General features: G+C 72.7%; 11 protein-coding genes and 1 tRNA gene. 10 read left to right on the top strand and 2 right to left on the bottom strand.

Annotated features, from left to right (window positions below; all coding sequences use genetic code 11):
• Positions 1–12: 12 nt before the first annotated feature.
• Positions 13–97, top strand: a tRNA-Ser gene (locus tag DEJ47_RS18595).
• Positions 98–208: 111 nt separating this feature from the next.
• Here the strand turns inward: DEJ47_RS18595 and DEJ47_RS18590 are convergent.
• The gene (locus tag DEJ47_RS18590) at positions 209–1,117 is read right to left on the bottom strand and encodes a bifunctional DNA primase/polymerase (protein WP_150169768.1); all 909 of its coding nucleotides are present in this window, start codon (positions 1,115–1,117) and stop codon (positions 209–211) included.
• 404 nt (positions 1,118–1,521) lie between these two features.
• Here DEJ47_RS18590 and DEJ47_RS18585 point away from each other — a divergent pair, with 404 nt between their 5' ends.
• From DEJ47_RS18585 to DEJ47_RS18545, 9 genes are all read left to right on the top strand, one after another.
• Positions 1,522–1,833 carry a hypothetical protein gene (locus DEJ47_RS18585; RefSeq protein WP_150169766.1) on the top strand — a complete coding sequence of 104 codons (312 nt, stop codon included), beginning with the start codon at positions 1,522–1,524 and terminating at the stop codon, positions 1,831–1,833.
• A 312-nt stretch (positions 1,834–2,145) separates the two neighbouring features.
• On the top strand, positions 2,146–3,309 hold the full coding sequence (locus DEJ47_RS18580) for an acyl-CoA dehydrogenase family protein (RefSeq protein ID WP_150169764.1): 1,164 nt from the start codon (positions 2,146–2,148) through the stop codon (positions 3,307–3,309).
• Positions 3,306–4,322: a bifunctional MaoC family dehydratase N-terminal/OB-fold nucleic acid binding domain-containing protein gene (locus DEJ47_RS18575; RefSeq protein ID WP_190415457.1), complete on the top strand. Its 1,017-nt coding sequence runs from the start codon at positions 3,306–3,308 to the stop codon at positions 4,320–4,322. Before DEJ47_RS18580 ends, DEJ47_RS18575 begins: the two co-directional genes overlap by 4 nt.
• A 1-nt stretch (position 4,323) precedes the next feature.
• Positions 4,324–5,418 carry an acyl-CoA dehydrogenase family protein gene (locus DEJ47_RS18570; RefSeq protein WP_150169762.1) on the top strand — a complete coding sequence of 365 codons (1,095 nt, stop codon included), beginning with the start codon at positions 4,324–4,326 and terminating at the stop codon, positions 5,416–5,418.
• Positions 5,396–5,833 carry a MaoC family dehydratase gene (locus tag DEJ47_RS18565; protein ID WP_150169760.1) on the top strand — a complete coding sequence of 146 codons (438 nt, stop codon included), beginning with the start codon at positions 5,396–5,398 and terminating at the stop codon, positions 5,831–5,833. Before DEJ47_RS18570 ends, DEJ47_RS18565 begins: the two co-directional genes overlap by 23 nt.
• A complete protein-coding gene (locus tag DEJ47_RS18560; protein ID WP_150169758.1) occupies positions 5,830–6,996 on the top strand; it encodes a lipid-transfer protein in 1,167 nt (388 codons plus the stop codon). Before DEJ47_RS18565 ends, DEJ47_RS18560 begins: the two co-directional genes overlap by 4 nt.
• Before the next feature lie 52 nt (positions 6,997–7,048).
• Positions 7,049–7,921: a DUF1906 domain-containing protein gene (locus DEJ47_RS18555; protein ID WP_150169756.1), complete on the top strand. Its 873-nt coding sequence runs from the start codon at positions 7,049–7,051 to the stop codon at positions 7,919–7,921.
• 184 nt (positions 7,922–8,105) lie between these two features.
• On the top strand, positions 8,106–8,687 hold the full coding sequence (locus DEJ47_RS18550) for a SigE family RNA polymerase sigma factor (protein WP_398336092.1): 582 nt from the start codon (positions 8,106–8,108) through the stop codon (positions 8,685–8,687).
• Positions 8,688–8,807: 120 nt separating this feature from the next.
• Positions 8,808–10,478, top strand: coding sequence for a long-chain fatty acid--CoA ligase (locus tag DEJ47_RS18545; RefSeq protein WP_150169754.1), 1,671 nt, complete (start codon positions 8,808–8,810; stop codon positions 10,476–10,478).
• An 83-nt stretch (positions 10,479–10,561) separates the two neighbouring features.
• On the opposite strand, the gene DEJ47_RS18540 is transcribed toward DEJ47_RS18545, so the two are convergent.
• Complete coding sequence (locus tag DEJ47_RS18540) at positions 10,562–14,980, bottom strand: PAS domain-containing protein (RefSeq protein WP_150169752.1); 4,419 nt, start codon at positions 14,978–14,980, stop codon at positions 10,562–10,564.
• Positions 14,981–15,083 lie beyond the last annotated feature (103 nt).

Genomic DNA, 15,083 nt, shown 5'->3' with positions numbered 1-15,083 from the left:
ACGACGGCGCGGGGTGGGTTGCCCGAGCGGCCTAAGGGAACGGTCTTGAAAACCGTCGTGGTTCACGCCACCGTGGGTTCAAATCCCACACCCACCGCCTGTGGTCCGGTGTGGTTGCCGACCAGAAAGGGTGCCTCTTCGAAGAGGCACCCTTTTTCGTGTTCCCGCGCGTTTCTGGCTCCCCGCGCGCGTGGCTCATGCGCGTGGCTCACGCATGGCCCGTGAGGCGGGCCGCTGAGGCGATGGTCGAGCGGGCCTCGCGTTCGGTGAGGCCGACGCAGACCGCGGCGTCGATGAGGTGCGGGGACAGGGTTTCGCCGATGCCGTTCTCGTAGGCGCGGCAGGCCGCCCAGAAGAGGCGGGTGTTGCGTTGGCCCTCGTGTGCGGCGAGTACGAACTGGACCAGGCCCTGGCCCTGTTGGTGCGGGGTGGGATCCGGGGACGGATGCGTTCCGGGCGACGGCGCGGAGTGCGGGGGTGTGTGCCGGTGTGCGCGGCGCGAGGGGGTGAGCAGGCGCAGTAGGGCGGGCGGACAGGGGGCGGGCGGCAGATGGGCCGTGCCGGGAACGGTGCTGTAGACGCCGTGTTCCGTACGGGAGCCGGGGCCCACCAGGTAGCCGCCCGCGCCCCTGATGTCGATGCCGGGGGCGAGCCGGCCCGCCGAGTTGGGGATCACGACGTCCGGCGGGCCCGCCAGCCAGATGTGGCGCCCTCCGCTGGGCGTGATCACGACGACGGTGCCGGGGATCGTGAAGAGGTGGCGCAGCGCCAGCTCGCGCAGGCCCGCCGACGCGTCCGTACCGGTCTTGGTGTCCAGGTCGATGCCGATCAGATGGTGCGGCGGCAACCCGCAGGCGATGCCGTACCCGCTGGCCCAGGGGGCCGCGGCGAAGAGCTCACGGATGCGTCGCGGGTCCGTCGACGCGTCGTACACCCCGTGTCCCGGGCGGCCGCATTCGCCGTGGCAGAGAGCCGTGGGGTGGGGGTCGCCGTGGTGGGGGGAGCGCAGGGCGGGAAGTTTGGAGCGCGAGAGCGGGATCACCGCGAGCCCGCGCTCGGCGGCGGACAGAGCGTGGGCGAGCGCGAGGGTGGTGGTATGGCGGTCGGTGGTGGCCATGGCTCCATGCTCGTACACCTGTTCGAAGAAGGGAAGAGGATGCGACGGGGGGAAGACCCGGAATGGGGTGCTCCGGTAGGGCGGCGCCCCGGCGGACGGGGTGGCAGGCGACTGGTGGCGTAACGCTTCTGCGCTTGCGGCGCTTGGGGTGAACTGCGACCCGGCGGCGCTCGGCAGAGGTCGTGGATCAGCCCGTGGGGCGCGCGGCGGGTTTATCGACATGACCTCACGCTTGCGGGCGAATCGCGGCTTCCGGGGTGGTTCGCCGGGGATTCGGTGGGCAACTCTGGACTCGCGACGTTGTGCAGCACTCCGAGGCGGTCGGCCAACTGCCCGGACAACAGCCGTACTTCCGGTACGTCCGGCTCCGGCCGACGCGTGCCACCTGCTCTGGAGGAAAAGACATGGCAAGCATCCGTACCGCCCGCATCATCGCCGCCGCCGCTGCCGTGCCGCTGGCTGCCGCGCTCTTCTCGGGCGTCGCGTCGGCCGACAACGGCGCCTTCGCGAACAACGGATCGAACGCCGGTGTGGCGACCGTGAACGGAAGCGGCGTCGGTGACGACAACTCGGGCAACTCGTCCACCACGCAGCAGCAGGCCGTCGGCAACGGTGCTTCCAACCAGAACAACACCGCGCAGGTGAACGGCTCCGCGTTCACGGCGATCGACCAGTCGAACGAGAACGTCGCGGTCAACTTCGCCCAGCTCTGGTGAGCCGGTGGCCCCGGGAGGTGATCGGGACGCCTCCCGGGGCGGTGCATCAGTGAACTGTGGGGTGTGACGCACCCTGTGCGGCGGTACTTCGGTGCCGCCGCACAGGTGTGTCCAGGGCACTTCGGTTCCCCCGGACCGGCCTGTCCGGGGCGTGGTGGGGCTTCAGGGGTGCGGCGCGGTGGACCGCTGCGGATCTCTTGACACCGGCGCGTTTTCTGACGGACAGTCAGAAATCACGTCAGGGATCCGTCAGGAACCCCGCCAGGGGTCCGTCAGGAACCCATCGGTATGAGAAGGAGAGGTCCGCCCCCCGTGCACCTCGCCCCCACCGAACGCCAACGCCGACTCCGCGCCGACCTGCGCACGTACTTCCGGGACGTGATGCCGGACGGGCCGCCCCACGGCACGGACACCGAGGGGCGGCGTCGCCTCCTGCGACGGATCGGCGCCGACGGCATGCTCGGCCTCGGGTGGCCCGTCGAGTACGGCGGCCAAGGCCGCAGCGCCGACGAACAGTTCGTGTTCTTCGACGAGGCCTGCCGCGCCGGTGCCCCCGTCTCCATGGTCACTCTGAACACCGTCGGGCCGACCCTCATGAAGTACGGGACGGAGGAGCAGAAGGCCGCCTTCCTGCCCCGCATCCTCAGCGGCGACCTCGCCTTCGCGATCGGCTACAGCGAACCGTCCGCCGGCACCGACCTGGCGGCACTGCGGACCAGAGCCGTGCGCGACGGCACCGACTGGCGGATCGACGGTCAGAAGATCTTCACCTCGAACGCGCAGAACGCCGACTGGATCTGGCTGGCCTGCCGTACTGGCCCCGACGCCCCCAAACACCAGGGCATATCCATCATCCTCGTCCCGACCGACGCCCCCGGCTTCTCCTGGACCCCGATCGACACGGTGGGCGGACTGACGACGACGGCGACGTACTACGACGGGATCCGCGTACCGGCCGCGAACCTCGTCGGCGAGGAGAACGGCGGCTGGGGTCTCATCACCAATCAGCTCAACCACGAGCGGGTGGCGCTCGCCGCCATCGGCATGCAGGCCGAGGATTTCTACGAGGCGGCGCTCGACCGGGCACGTACACCCGATCCGGTGACGGGCGAGCGCCGGATTGACGCCCCGTGGGTGCGATCGAGGCTGGCCGAAGCGCATGCGCGGCTCGCGGCACTACGCCTGCTCAACTGGCGTTTGGTGGGGGATGTGGAGGCGGGCCGACTGGCCCCCGGCGACGCGAGCGGCGTGAAGTTCGTGGGAACCGAGTCGGCGGTTGAGGTGTACCGAATGTGTCAGGAGATCGCGGGCGAGGCGGGGCTGGTGAGGGCCGGTTCGCCGGGCGGTCTCGGGGACGGCGAACTGGAGCGGATGAACAGGGCCGCGCAGATCAATACGTTCGGGGGCGGGGTGAGCGAGGTGCAGCGCGAGATCGTCGCGACGATGCGGCTCGGCATGCGGAGGGGGCGGCGGTGAAGGGCACGGGACTCGACCGGGGGACGACGGCGGAGGAGATCCCTTACGGGGAGTTGCGGGCGTTCGAGGGCAGGGTCGCGGCGGAGGCGGGCCGTGGCAAGGACCCGGTCAACGCGCCCATGATCAGGCATTGGTGCGAGGCGCTGGGCGACACCAACCCCGCCTATGCGGGGGCGGACCCGGTGGCGCCCGCGACGATGCTGCAGGTCTGGACGATGGGCGGCCTCTCCGGTCACGACGGCCGCTCGTCGGCGTACGACGCGTTGTTCGCCCTGCTCGACGGCGCCGGGTACACCTCGGTGGTCGCCACGGACTGCGAGCAGGAGTACGTGCGTGCGCTGCGCCCCGGCGACGAGGTCACGTTCGACGCGGTGATCGAGTCGGTGTCGGAACGCAAGACGACCAAGCTGGGGACGGGGCACTTCGTCACGACCCGGATGGACGTCCACGCGGGGGGCGAGCTCGCGGGGACACATCGCTTCCGCATCCTCAAGTACGCCCCGGCGGAACGGAGACCGGAGCCCGGACCGAAGCCGGAGCTGACGCCGGTGCAGGAGCCGAAGCCGGAGGCCAAGCCGGAATCGAAGGCCAGGCGGCCACGTCCGGTCATCAACCGTGACAACGCGGGGTTCTGGGAGGGTGTCGCCGGACACCGGTTGCTGATCCAGCGCTGCGGTGGCTGCGGCACGCTCCGCTTCCCCTGGCTGCCCGGCTGCAACGCCTGCGGCTCGCCCGAGTGGGACACGGTCGAGGCGGGCGGTGAGGGCACGGTCTATTCGTACGTGGTGATGCACCACCCGCCTTTCCCCGCGTTCGACCCGCCCTACGCCGTGGGCTTGGTCGAGCTGGCCGAGGGCGTCCGGATCGTCAGCAGCATCGTCGGGGTGCCGTACGACAAGGTGCGGATAGGGATGCCCGTGCGGCTGGAGTTCCTGCGAGTGGACGCGGACGTGGAGCTCCCGGTGTTCCGGGGCGGCGCGGGTGACGCGGGCGACGTGAGAGGCGGGGGCTGACATGGACTTCACGCCCACGGAGGAGCAGGCCGCCGCGCGTGACCTCGCCGCGGAGATCTTCGCCGACCTGGCCACACCGGAGCGGCTCGCGGCGGCGGGCACCGGTGCGGACGCCGAGTTGTGGAAGGCGTTGTGCGCGGCCGGGCTGCCGGGCGCGGTGGAGGACATCGGGCTGCTCGGGCTCGTGCTGCTTCTGGAGGAGCAGGGGCGGGTGACGGCGCAGGTTCCGTTCGCGGCGAGCTGTGTCTTCGGGGTGCTGGCGGTCGCCGCGCACGGCACAGCGGAACAGCGGGACCGGCTGTTGCCCGCGCTCCGCCAGGGGAGCGCGGTCGCGACGGGGGCGTTTCCGGCGCGGGGCGGTGTGACGGCGTCGGCGGGCGGGGCGGACTCGGCGTACGGGACAACGGCGGCGGACGGGACGCTGACCGGGACAGTCGGGTGGGTGCCGTGGTTGCGGGATGCGTCGGTCGTCCTGGTGGCGACGGACGACCGCACCCTGTGGCTGGTGCGGGTCGCCGACGCGCGGGTGGAGCCGGTGGAGCTGACCGCGCCATGGGCGGCGGGACGGCTCGTCCTCGACGGCACGCCCGGGGAGCGTCTGGGGGGTCCGGGCGGCCCCGGGGCGTACGAGGACGTGCTGGCGGGCGCGCGGACCGCGTTCGCGGGGCTGCAGGCCGGGGTGTGCGCGGGATCGCTGGCCCGCGCGGTGGCCCACACGAACGAGCGGGAACAGTTCGGCCGTCCCCTCGCCGCGAAGCAGGCCGTGCAACTGCGGGCGGCCGACGCCCATATGGACACGGAGGCCATACGTGTCACGGCCTACGAGGCGGCCTGGCGCAGGGACGCCGGCCTGCCGTACGGCACGCACGCGCTCACCGCCGCGTGGTGGGCGTCGGAGGCGGGCAAACGCGTCGTCCACGCGGGCCAGCACCTGCACGGAGGCGCGGGAGCCGACCTGGACCACCCCGTGCACCGGCACTTTCTGTGGGGGCGCCAGCTGGACGCGTATCTGGGGTGCGGAAGCGAAGTACTGCAGGAACTGGGCGAGTTGATCACAGCGCAAGGGGGGGCGTATGACGAGAACGGCGCAAGGTGAGGAGCTCGCTCCGCTGGAGATCCCGATCACCCGCACGCTGATCGTCTCCGGGGCGATCGCGTCCCGGGACTACCAGGACGTGCACCACGACGCGGAGCTCGCGCGGGCCAAGGGCTCCCCCGACATCTTCATGAACATCCTGACGACGAACGGCCTGGTCGGGCGGTACATCACGGACCACTTCGGGCCGACGGCCGTGCTGCGGAAGGTGGCGATCCGGCTGGGGGCGCCCAACTATCCCGGCGACACGATGGTGTTGCGCGGGACCGTCGAGCAGGTCGAGTCCTCTCCCGAAGAGGCGACGGCCGTGGTCAGGGTCGTCGGCGCCAACGGCATCGGCAACCACGTCACCGGCACGGTCACGGTGGCCGTGCCCCAGGGGCCCGAGCGCCCCGGAACGGGAGGCCCCGCATGAGTATCCGCTCCCGCGACCGCCTCGGAGGCAAGGCCGCGATCGTCGGCATAGGGGCGACGGAGTTCTCCAAGGACTCGGGCCGCAGCGAGCTCAAACTGGCCGTGGAGGCGGTCGGCGCGGCACTGGAGGACGCAGGCCTCACCCCGGACGACGTCGACGGCATGGTCACCTTCACCATGGACACCAACCCGGAGATCACGGTCGCCCAGGCGGCAGGCATGGGGGAGCTGTCCTTCTTCTCCCGCGTCCACTACGGCGGCGGCGCGGCCTGCGCCACCGTCCAGCAGGCGGCCCTGGCCGTGGCGACCGGGGTGGCCGAGGTGGTCGTCTGCTACCGCGCGTTCAACGAACGCTCCGGGCGCAGATTCGGCTCCGGGGTGCAGCGGCGCGAACCCTCCGCCGAAGGCGCCGCGCTCGGCTGGGCCCTCCCGTTCGGCCTGCTGACCCCCGCCTCCTGGGTGGCGATGGCGGCCCGGCGCTACCTGCACACGTACGGCCTGGCGCCGGAGGTCTTCGGGCACGTGGCCGTCATGGACCGGAAGTACGCGGCCACGAACCCGGCGGCGTACTTCCACGGCAAACCGATCACGTTGGAGGACCATGCCGCTTCCCGCTGGATCGTCGAACCCCTGCGGCTCCTGGACTGCTGCCAGGAGACGGACGGCGCCCAGGCGATCGTCGTCACGAGCGCGGAGCGGGCCCGTGACCTCCGGCAGCCGCCGGCAGTGATCGCCGCGGCGGCCCAGGGCGCGGGCCGGGCACAGGAGCAGATGACCGGCTTCTACCGCGACGATCTGACGGGACTGCCGGAGATGGGGGTGGTGGCGAAGCAGCTGTGGCGTACGTCGGGTCTTGCTCCCTCGGACATCGACGTGGGGATCCTCTACGACCACTTCACCCCGTTCGTGCTGATGCAACTGGAGGAGTTCGGGTTCTGCGGGCCGGGGGAGGCCGCGGACTTCGTGGCCGGGGCGCGGCTGCCTCTGAACACGCACGGCGGGCAGCTGGGGGAGGCCTACCTCCACGGGATGAACGGCATAGCGGAGGCGGTCCGGCAGGTGCGCGGCACCTCCGTGAACCAGATACCCGGCGCCGCGCGCACGCTGGTCACCGCGGGCACGGGAGTCCCCACATCGGGGCTGATTCTGGGGTCGGACGGCTGAACGTGGCGCGTGTCCCGGCGGCGGGGCGGGTCGGCGGGCTTTCACTCGCCGTATGCGTATCCGAAAGATGATCATTGGATTCGTCCTCGTCCTGACGGCCATGACCATGGACCTGACCGCGTCACCGCCGGGTGCCGCGTCCGACCGCTCCACCGCGTCCGACCGCTCCACCACCTCCGACCGCCCCGCCGCTGGGGCGCCCGCCGGGGTGACGACCTTCCGCGGTTGGGCCTTCGACACCTGCCTCACCCAGTCCACCGACACGATGCGGCGTTGGCGCGACTCCAAGTACCGGGCCGTCGGCGTGTACTACGGCGGCCGTGGCCGGGCCTGCCGGCGGCAGCCGCATCTGAACCACGCCTGGATGCGTGCCGTGAAGGAGATGGGCTGGCGGGTCCTGCCGGTGTACGTGGGGTCGCAGTCGCCGTGCGTCGTCGCGAAGAACAAGAAGCACGTCCGTATCGGGAAGCGCCCCTGGGAGCAGGGGAAGAAGGAGGGAGGCGACGCGGTACGCGCGGCGAAGGCCATCGGGGTCCGGCAGCGCAGTCCGCTCTACCTGGACATGGAGGCGTACACCTACCGGAAGAAGGGCTGCGCGGCGACGACGCTCTCCTTCGTCAGGTCCTGGGACCGCGAGGTGCGCCGTCTCGGCTACGTTCCCGGGTTCTACAGCAGCGCCGACTCCGGGGTGCGGCACATGGAGGCGGCACGGCGGGCGGGCGTGCGGGATCTGCCGTCGGTGATGTGGTTCGCGCGCTGGCACACCAAGCCCCACCTGTACCGGGAGCCCGCGCTGGCGGGTGACGCGTGGCGTCCGGCACGGCGTATCCACCAGTACGCGGGAAACAAGAAGGAGAAGCACGGCGGGCGGACGCTGGTGATCGACCGCAACCTGATGCACGCGCCCGTGGCGCGCATCGGCTAGACCGGGCGCGGGTCCCGGGGGCGCGGCGGGCCGGGGCGGTTCTCAGGGGTGAACCCTCAGGGGCCGCTCCGTCTCCTCCACCTGTAGGAGGTGGAGCCAGCCCCACTCGTACAACCTGAGGCGGACACGGCTTCGGGACCTGCGGCCGATCCGCTGAAGTAGGGGGCGCTTCTAGCGTGGAGCCATGACCGCATCCATGGTGACCGTGTGCACCAGCGCATCGAAGGCCGCGACGCGGGGCACGGGTCCGACGAGGGCCAACGGGCCCTCCGCCTACCCGTCGTTCGCGTCCTACGTACGGGCACGCCAGCCCGTACTGCTGCGCACCGCCCGCTCGCTGACCGCGAACCCGAGCGATGCCGAGGACCTGCTGCAGACCGCGCTCACCAAGACGTATGTGGCGTGGGACCGGATCGAGGACCACCGGGCGCTCGACGGCTATGTGCGCCGCGCCCTGCTGAACACGCGTACGTCGCAGTGGCGCAAGCGGAAGGTCGACGAGTTCGCGTGCGACGAGCTGCCGGAGCCGGAGGTGACGCCGGCGGGGGACCCGGCCGAGCAGCAGGTGCTCCGCGACGCGATGTGGCGCGCGATCATGAAGCTGCCGGCGCGGCAGCGGGCGATGGTCGTCCTCAGGTATTACGAGGATCTGAGCGAGGCGCAGACCGCCGAGGTGCTCGGGGTGTCCATCGGCACCGTCAAGAGCGCGGTCTCGCGCGCGCTCGGCAAGCTCCGCGAGGACCCGGAGCTGACGCCGGTCCGCTGAGCGGACCTCGTGGGCGCGGTGCGGCGATGATCGATCATCCTCTGGACTAGTGACATACCGCGCGGTATGCGCGCAGAATCAGCGCAGCCCCCTTACCGCCGCGCAGGCGATGTCCAGGCGATGTCGCATCAGGAGGACGCCGTGCTGAGCACGATGCAGGACGTACCGCTGACCGTCACCCGCATTCTCAGGCACGGCATGACCGTGCACGGGACCTCGCAGGTCACGACCTGGACCGGTGAAGGCGAGCCGCAGCGGCGCAGCTTCCGCGAGATCGGGGAGCGCACGGCGCAGCTCGCGCACGCCCTGCGCGAGGACCTCGGCGTCACGGACGACGAGCGCGTCGCGACCTTCATGTGGAACAACGCCGAGCACGTCGAGGCGTACTACGCCGTGCCCTGTATGGGCGCGATACTGCACACCCTCAACCTGCGGCTGCCCGCCGACCAGCTGGTGTGGATCGTCAACCACGCCGCCGACCGCGTCATCATCGTCAACGGCTCCCTCCTCGGGCTGCTCGCGCCGCTCCTGCCGCAGCTGACCAGCGTGGAGCACCTCGTCGTCTCGGGTCCCGGCGACCGCTCGCTCCTGGCGGGGTCGCACGCCCAGGTGCACGAGTACGAGGAACTGCTCGCCGGGAAGCCCACCGCGTACGACTGGCCCGAGCTGGACGAGCGCACCGCCGCCGCCATGTGCTACACCTCCGGCACCACCGGCGACCCCAAGGGCGTCGTCTACTCCCACCGCTCCATCTACCTGCACTCCATGCAGGTCAACATGGCCCAGTCGATGGGGCTCACGGACGCGGACACGACGCTGGTCGTCGTCCCGCAGTTCCACGTCAACGCGTGGGGGCTGCCGCACGCCACCCTCATGACCGGCGTGAACATGCTGATGCCGGACCGTTTCCTGCAGCCCGCGCCGCTCGCCGAGATGATCGAGAAGGAGCGGCCCACGCACGCGGCGGCCGTCCCCACCATCTGGCAGGGTCTGCTCGCCGAGCTCACCGCGAAGCCGCGCAACGTCAGCTCCCTCGGCCAGGTCACCATCGGCGGCTCCGCCTGCCCGCCCTCCCTCATGGAGGCCTTCGACAAGCTCGGCATGCGCGTCTGTCACGCCTGGGGCATGACGGAGACGTCCCCGCTCGGCACGGTCGCCCGCCCGCCGGCCCACGCGGCGGGCACCGAGGAGGAGTTCGGCTACCGGCTCACGCAGGGCCGCTTCCCCGCATCCGTCGAGGCCCGCCTGGTCGGTCCCGGCGGCGAACACCTGCCGTGGGACGGTACGTCGGCCGGTGAGCTGGAGGTGCGCGGCCCCTGGATCGCGGGCGCCTACTACGGCGGCGCGGGCGGCGACGTCCTGCGCCCCGAGGACAAGTTCAGCGACGACGGCTGGCTGAAGACCGGCGACGTCGGCGTCATCACGGCCGACGGTTTCCTGACGCTCACCGACCGCGCCAAGGACGTCATCAAGTCGGGCGGCGAGTGGATCTCCTCCGTGGAGCTGGAGAACGCCCTGATGTCCCACCCGGACGTGGCCGAGGCCGCGGTCGTCGCCGTCCCCGACGACAAGTGGGGCGAGCGCCCCCTCGCCACCGTGGTGCTGCGCGAAGGCGCGACGGCCGACTACGCGTCCCTGCGCGACTTCCTCGCCGGACGCATCGCCAAGTGGCAGCTCCCGGAGCGCTGGACGGTCATCCCCGCGGTCCCGAAGACCAGCGTCGGCAAGTTCGACAAGAAGGTCCTGCGCAGGCAGTACGCCGACGGGGAACTGGACGTCACGAAACTCTGACGCGACGTCAGCCCGCCGGTTCGTGCCGGCTCGCACCGGGTCGTGCCATCCCGCTGGCCCGTGTCGGCTCGCGCCGGGGCGTGCTAGTTCGTGCCGATCTTCGCCAGCAGGTCCACGATCCGGCCCTGTACCTCCGCGCTCGTGGACCGCTCGGCCAGGAACAGGACGGTCTCGCCCGCGGCCAGCTTCGGGAGTTCCGTCTCGTCGACGGCCGCGGTGTAGACGACCAGTGGAGTGCGGTTCAACTGGCCGTTCGCGCGCAGCCAGTCGACGATCCCGGCCCGGCGGCGACGTACCTGCAGCAGGTCCATCACCACCAGGTTCGGCCGCATCTGCGCCGCGAGCGTCACCGCGTCCGCGTCGCTCTCGGCCCGCGCGACCTGCATGCCGCGCCGCTCCAGCGTGGCCGTCAGGGCGAGCGCGATCTCCTCGTGCTCCTCGATGAGCAGGACGCGCGAGGGGTGCTGCTCGCTGTCGCGCGGTGCGAGGGCCTTCAGGAGTACGGCGGGATCGGCGCCGTACGCCGCCTCGCGCGTCGCCTGCCCGAGACCCGCCGTCACGAGGACGGGCACCTCGGCCGCCACGGCGGCCTGCCGCAGCGACTGAAGCGCCGTGCGCGTGATCGGCCCGGTCAGCGGGTCCACGAACAGCGCCGCGGGGAACGCCGCGATCTGCGCGTCGACCTCCTCGCGGGAGTGCACGATCACCGGCCGGTAGCCGCGGTCGCTCAGCGCCTGCTGCGTGGTGACGTCCGGCGCGGGCCACACCAGGAGGCGGCGCGGGTTGTCCAGCGGCTCGGGCGGCAGTTCGTCGTCCATGGGCTGGGGCTGCGGCTGGTTCGCGACCTCCACGGCACCGCCGGGCCCGTCGAGCGGCTCCGGGCCCTCGTCGGCGTCCTCGTCAGGGGCGCCGATCGCGTACGAACGACCGGCGCCCTCGGACGCCGACGCGATACGGGACTGCGGGTGCTGCGCCTGCGCCGGAGCCCCCGGCTGCTGGGGCTGGGGCTGGGGTTGGGGCAGCGGCTGAGGCAGCGGGTGCGGGCGCGCCGAGGTCTCGGGGCGTTCGTCGGCCGCGGGGTCGGGCGGCGTGGACAGCCTGCGCCTGCGCCCCGAGCCGCCGAGCGTCTGCGGCTGTGACTGGGGGGCGGCGGTGGGGCCGCCGGGGGCGGGCGCCTCCGGTGCCGGCACCGGCATCGGCCCCGCCGAGGCGGCCGCCGGGGGCTGCGGAGCCTGCGGCGGTTGGCCGGGCTGCGGCGGTTGGGCGGGCTGCGGTGACCGGGCACCATGGGGGGCCCGGGGCGGCTGTTGCGCCTGTGGTGCCTGTTGCGTTTGCGGGGCGGCCTGGTGCGACTGCTGCGGCTGCTGCGGTCGGCCCTGACCGGGAACGGCGGCACCGCCCTGCGGCGCACCCTGCTGCCGGCCCGCCTGCTGCTCGGCGATCCGCTGGCCGAACGGCACGCCCTGCCCGAGCGTACGCACGCTTATGGCACGCCCCTGCGTCGAGTTGGGGTCACCGGACGTCCCGGGCGCGGCCTCGGCGGGCAGCGGCTGGGCCGCCCGTGCCTGCGTGCCGCGCTCGGGCGGGAGCGCGGCGCCCCGGCCCGGCGTCGGGATGCCGTGGGCGGGAGTACCGGCGGAGGGCGGGGTGCCCTGCGCGGGCACGCCACCGGGCGGAGTCGTGCCGTCGGGCCACGGCTGCGGTTCCTGGGCGGGTGTCGCCTGGTCCGAGGGGGCCGTCGGCGCCGGAGCGGCCTGGCGGGAGCGGCGGCCCGTCGGGGCCTGCGTCGGGTGCGGCTGCGGCGGGGTGTGGTCGTCCGCCCCGGGTACGGCCGCCGCATGGTGCCCGGCGCCGCCCTGTACGCCGCCGCTCTGGGCAGCCTGTACGCCGTCACCCTGGACGGCCGCGCTCTCCTGACCGGCGTACTCCTGACCCGAGTACTCCTGACCGGCGTACTCCTGACCCGGGACGCGGTCGGCCGTGGCGGGCGGCAGCGCGAAGACGCGTCCGTTGTTCGCCTCTTCGGCGGCGGCACGTTCCTTGGCGGCGGCCAGCGCACGCCGGGCACGCCGTCCCGTGGGCTTCCCCGCGCCCTCGTCCTGCCCCGCACCGGGCACCTCCGCGGGGCCGGAGGCCAGCGCGGGCAGCGCGTGCTGCTCGCCGACGCGCCGGGCACGCCGTCCCGTCGCCGTGCCGGGCACGGGCACGCCCTGCGGCGGCACCGTCTCGCCCAACGCGGCGGATCCGGCCGCGTGTTCCGCCGCCGTCATCACGGCACCCTCGGCCGCGCTCGGCCGACCGCGTCGTCGTCCCGTACCGCCACTGGCGGCACCACCCGACGCCTCCGGCGACGGAGACGACGACGGCGACGGAGACGACGACGGCGACGGCGACGGGTCCTGCGCTGTCACACCGGGCCCGCCCATCCGCGGGCCCACGAGATCCGTGGCCACGGACCCGCCGAGGCTCTCCGGAGAGGCCTCCGCCGCTCGCCGCCCCCGACGCCGCCCCGTACCGCCGGGCGCGGCACCTGCCCCGGCACCGGCCTCCCCGGCACCCGCCGTCCCGGCGTCCGTGTCCGTCGCGCCCGCGGCCGCGCTCTCCAGGAAGGAGTCCGTCGAGGGCCGCCGAGCCCGCCGACGCCCACCCGCACCCGAACCCGCGCCGGAACCCGCACCCGCACCCGCACCCGCGCCCGCACCCGGACCCGCGGGCCCAGACGCCTGCGCAGGAACGACGACCGCCCCACCGTCACCCTCGCCGGAACCCGCACCAGCTGCACCGACCGCACCAGCTGCACCGGCCGCCCCGGCCCTGCCACCCGCACCAACCGCCCCGATCGGCACCTCAAGCACATACGCACTACCGCCCATGCCCGGCACCTCGTGCGTCTGCAGCACGCCTCCGTGCGCCCGCACGATGCCCCGCACGATCGGCTCGTGCACCGGGTCACCACCGGCGAACGGCCCCCGCACCTCGATGCGGACGACCTCGCCGCGCTGGGCGGCGGCGACGACGATCGTCGAGTCCACATAGCCGCCGGAGACGCCCGCGCCGACGTCCGAGCGCGCGTTGCCGGTCGCGTCGATGCCCGCCACGTCTGCGACGAGGTGGGCGAGGGCCGTGGCGAGCCGCCCCGCGTCGGCCATGAGCTCGATCGGCGGGGCGTGCACCGCGAACTGGGCGCGTCCGGGCCCGATCAGCTCGACCGCGCCCTCCACTCCGGCGGCGACGACCGCGTCGAGCAGGACCGGCGTACGGGAGAGCTGCTCGTCGCCCGCGTCGAGCAGCTGGTAGCCGAGGACGTTGTCGACGAGCGTGGTCATCCGGGCGTACCCGGCGGACAGGTGGTGCAGGACCTGGTTGGCCTCGGGCCACAGCTGGCCCGCGTCGTCCGAGGCGAGCGCGTTCAGTTCGCGGCGCAGCTCGTCCAGGGGCCCGCGCAGCGACGAGCCGAGGACGGCGAGCAGCTGCTCGTGGCGCGCGGCCAGCGTCTCGTAGCGCGTCTTCTCGCGTTCGGCGAGCTCTTCGAAGCGGTCCTTCTCGCGCTCGGCGAGCGCCGCGTACCGCTCCTGCTCGGCGGCGAGCTCCTCGGCCCGCTGTTCCTCGGCGGCCTTGATCTCGGCGGCGCGCTCCGCCGCCGCGGCGGCGAGCTCCTCCTCGTGCCGGGCGAGGGCCGCCTCGTACTTCTCGTTCAGCTCGTCGTACGGCCTGCGGTCGGTGAAGGTCATCACCGCGCCGACCAGCTGGTCGCCGTCGCGCACGGGCGACGTCGTCAGGTCGACGGGCACCTTGGCGCCGCTCTTGGACCACAGGACCTGCCCGCGCACCCGGTGCTTGCGTCCGGAGCGAAGGGTGTCGGCGAGCGGGGACTCCTCGTACGGGAACGGCTCGCCGTCGGCACGAGAGTGCAGGACCAGCGGGTGCAGTTCCTGCCCGCCGAGGTCGCTCGCCCGGAAGCCCAGTATCTGGGCGGCGGCCGGGTTGACGAGCACGACGCGTCCGTCGGTGTCCGTGCCGACGACGCCCTCGGCCGCGGCGCGCAGGATCATCTCGGTCTGCCGCTGCGAACGCGCCAGTTCGGCCTCGGTGTCCACGGTGCCCGAAAGGTCGCGTACGACGAGCATGAGCAGTTCGTCGCCCGTGTACCCGTGCTGGTCGTAGGCGGCCCTGCCGTCCTCCAGCGGGGAACTCGTGACCTCGACGGGGAACTCGATGCCGTCCGTGCGCCGGGCGATCATCCGGGTCGGCTTCGTGCGGCCGCGCTCGTCGATGGTGTCCGGGCGCCGCATGGAGCCGGGGATGAGCCGGGAGTCGAACTGCGGCAGCAGGTCGAGCAGACCGCGCCCCACGAGCGCGGTGCCGGGTGCCTCGAACGCCTCCAGCGCGATGGCGTTGGCGTTCACGACCGTGCCGTTGGCGTTGACGAGGACCAGCGCGTCCGGGAGGGCGTCGAGTATGGCTGCGAGGCGAGCAGCGCCTCGGGATGGCCTGCTGCTCACGACGACGCTTCCTCCCTGGTTACCGCTGCTTGCCGACTCGCCCGAGCCATTTTGCCCCTCGGCCCGTGGCGTGTCACGGGAGGGAGTCTACGGGGAGTGGTTG

It is taken from the genome of Streptomyces venezuelae (assembly GCF_008642355.1).
Lineage (GTDB): Bacteria > Actinomycetota > Actinomycetes > Streptomycetales > Streptomycetaceae > Streptomyces > Streptomyces venezuelae_B.
The sequence above is the reverse complement of the archived record's forward strand: the minus strand, read 5'-3'. Positions and strand labels throughout refer to the sequence as shown.

Coding starts and splice junctions, on each gene's coding strand:
- DEJ47_RS18545 (WP_150169754.1), top strand. CDS start 8,808: ATGTCGCATCAGGAGGACGCCGTGCTGAGCACGATGCAGGACGTACCG.
- DEJ47_RS18555 (WP_150169756.1), top strand. CDS start 7,049: ATGCGTATCCGAAAGATGATCATTGGATTCGTCCTCGTCCTGACGGCC.
- DEJ47_RS18570 (WP_150169762.1), top strand. CDS start 4,324: ATGGACTTCACGCCCACGGAGGAGCAGGCCGCCGCGCGTGACCTCGCC.
- DEJ47_RS18565 (WP_150169760.1), top strand. CDS start 5,396: ATGACGAGAACGGCGCAAGGTGAGGAGCTCGCTCCGCTGGAGATCCCG.
- DEJ47_RS18585 (WP_150169766.1), top strand. CDS start 1,522: ATGGCAAGCATCCGTACCGCCCGCATCATCGCCGCCGCCGCTGCCGTG.
- DEJ47_RS18590 (WP_150169768.1), bottom strand. CDS start 1,117: ATGGCCACCACCGACCGCCATACCACCACCCTCGCGCTCGCCCACGCT.
- DEJ47_RS18560 (WP_150169758.1), top strand. CDS start 5,830: ATGAGTATCCGCTCCCGCGACCGCCTCGGAGGCAAGGCCGCGATCGTC.
- DEJ47_RS18550 (WP_398336092.1), top strand. CDS start 8,106: ATGACCGCATCCATGGTGACCGTGTGCACCAGCGCATCGAAGGCCGCG.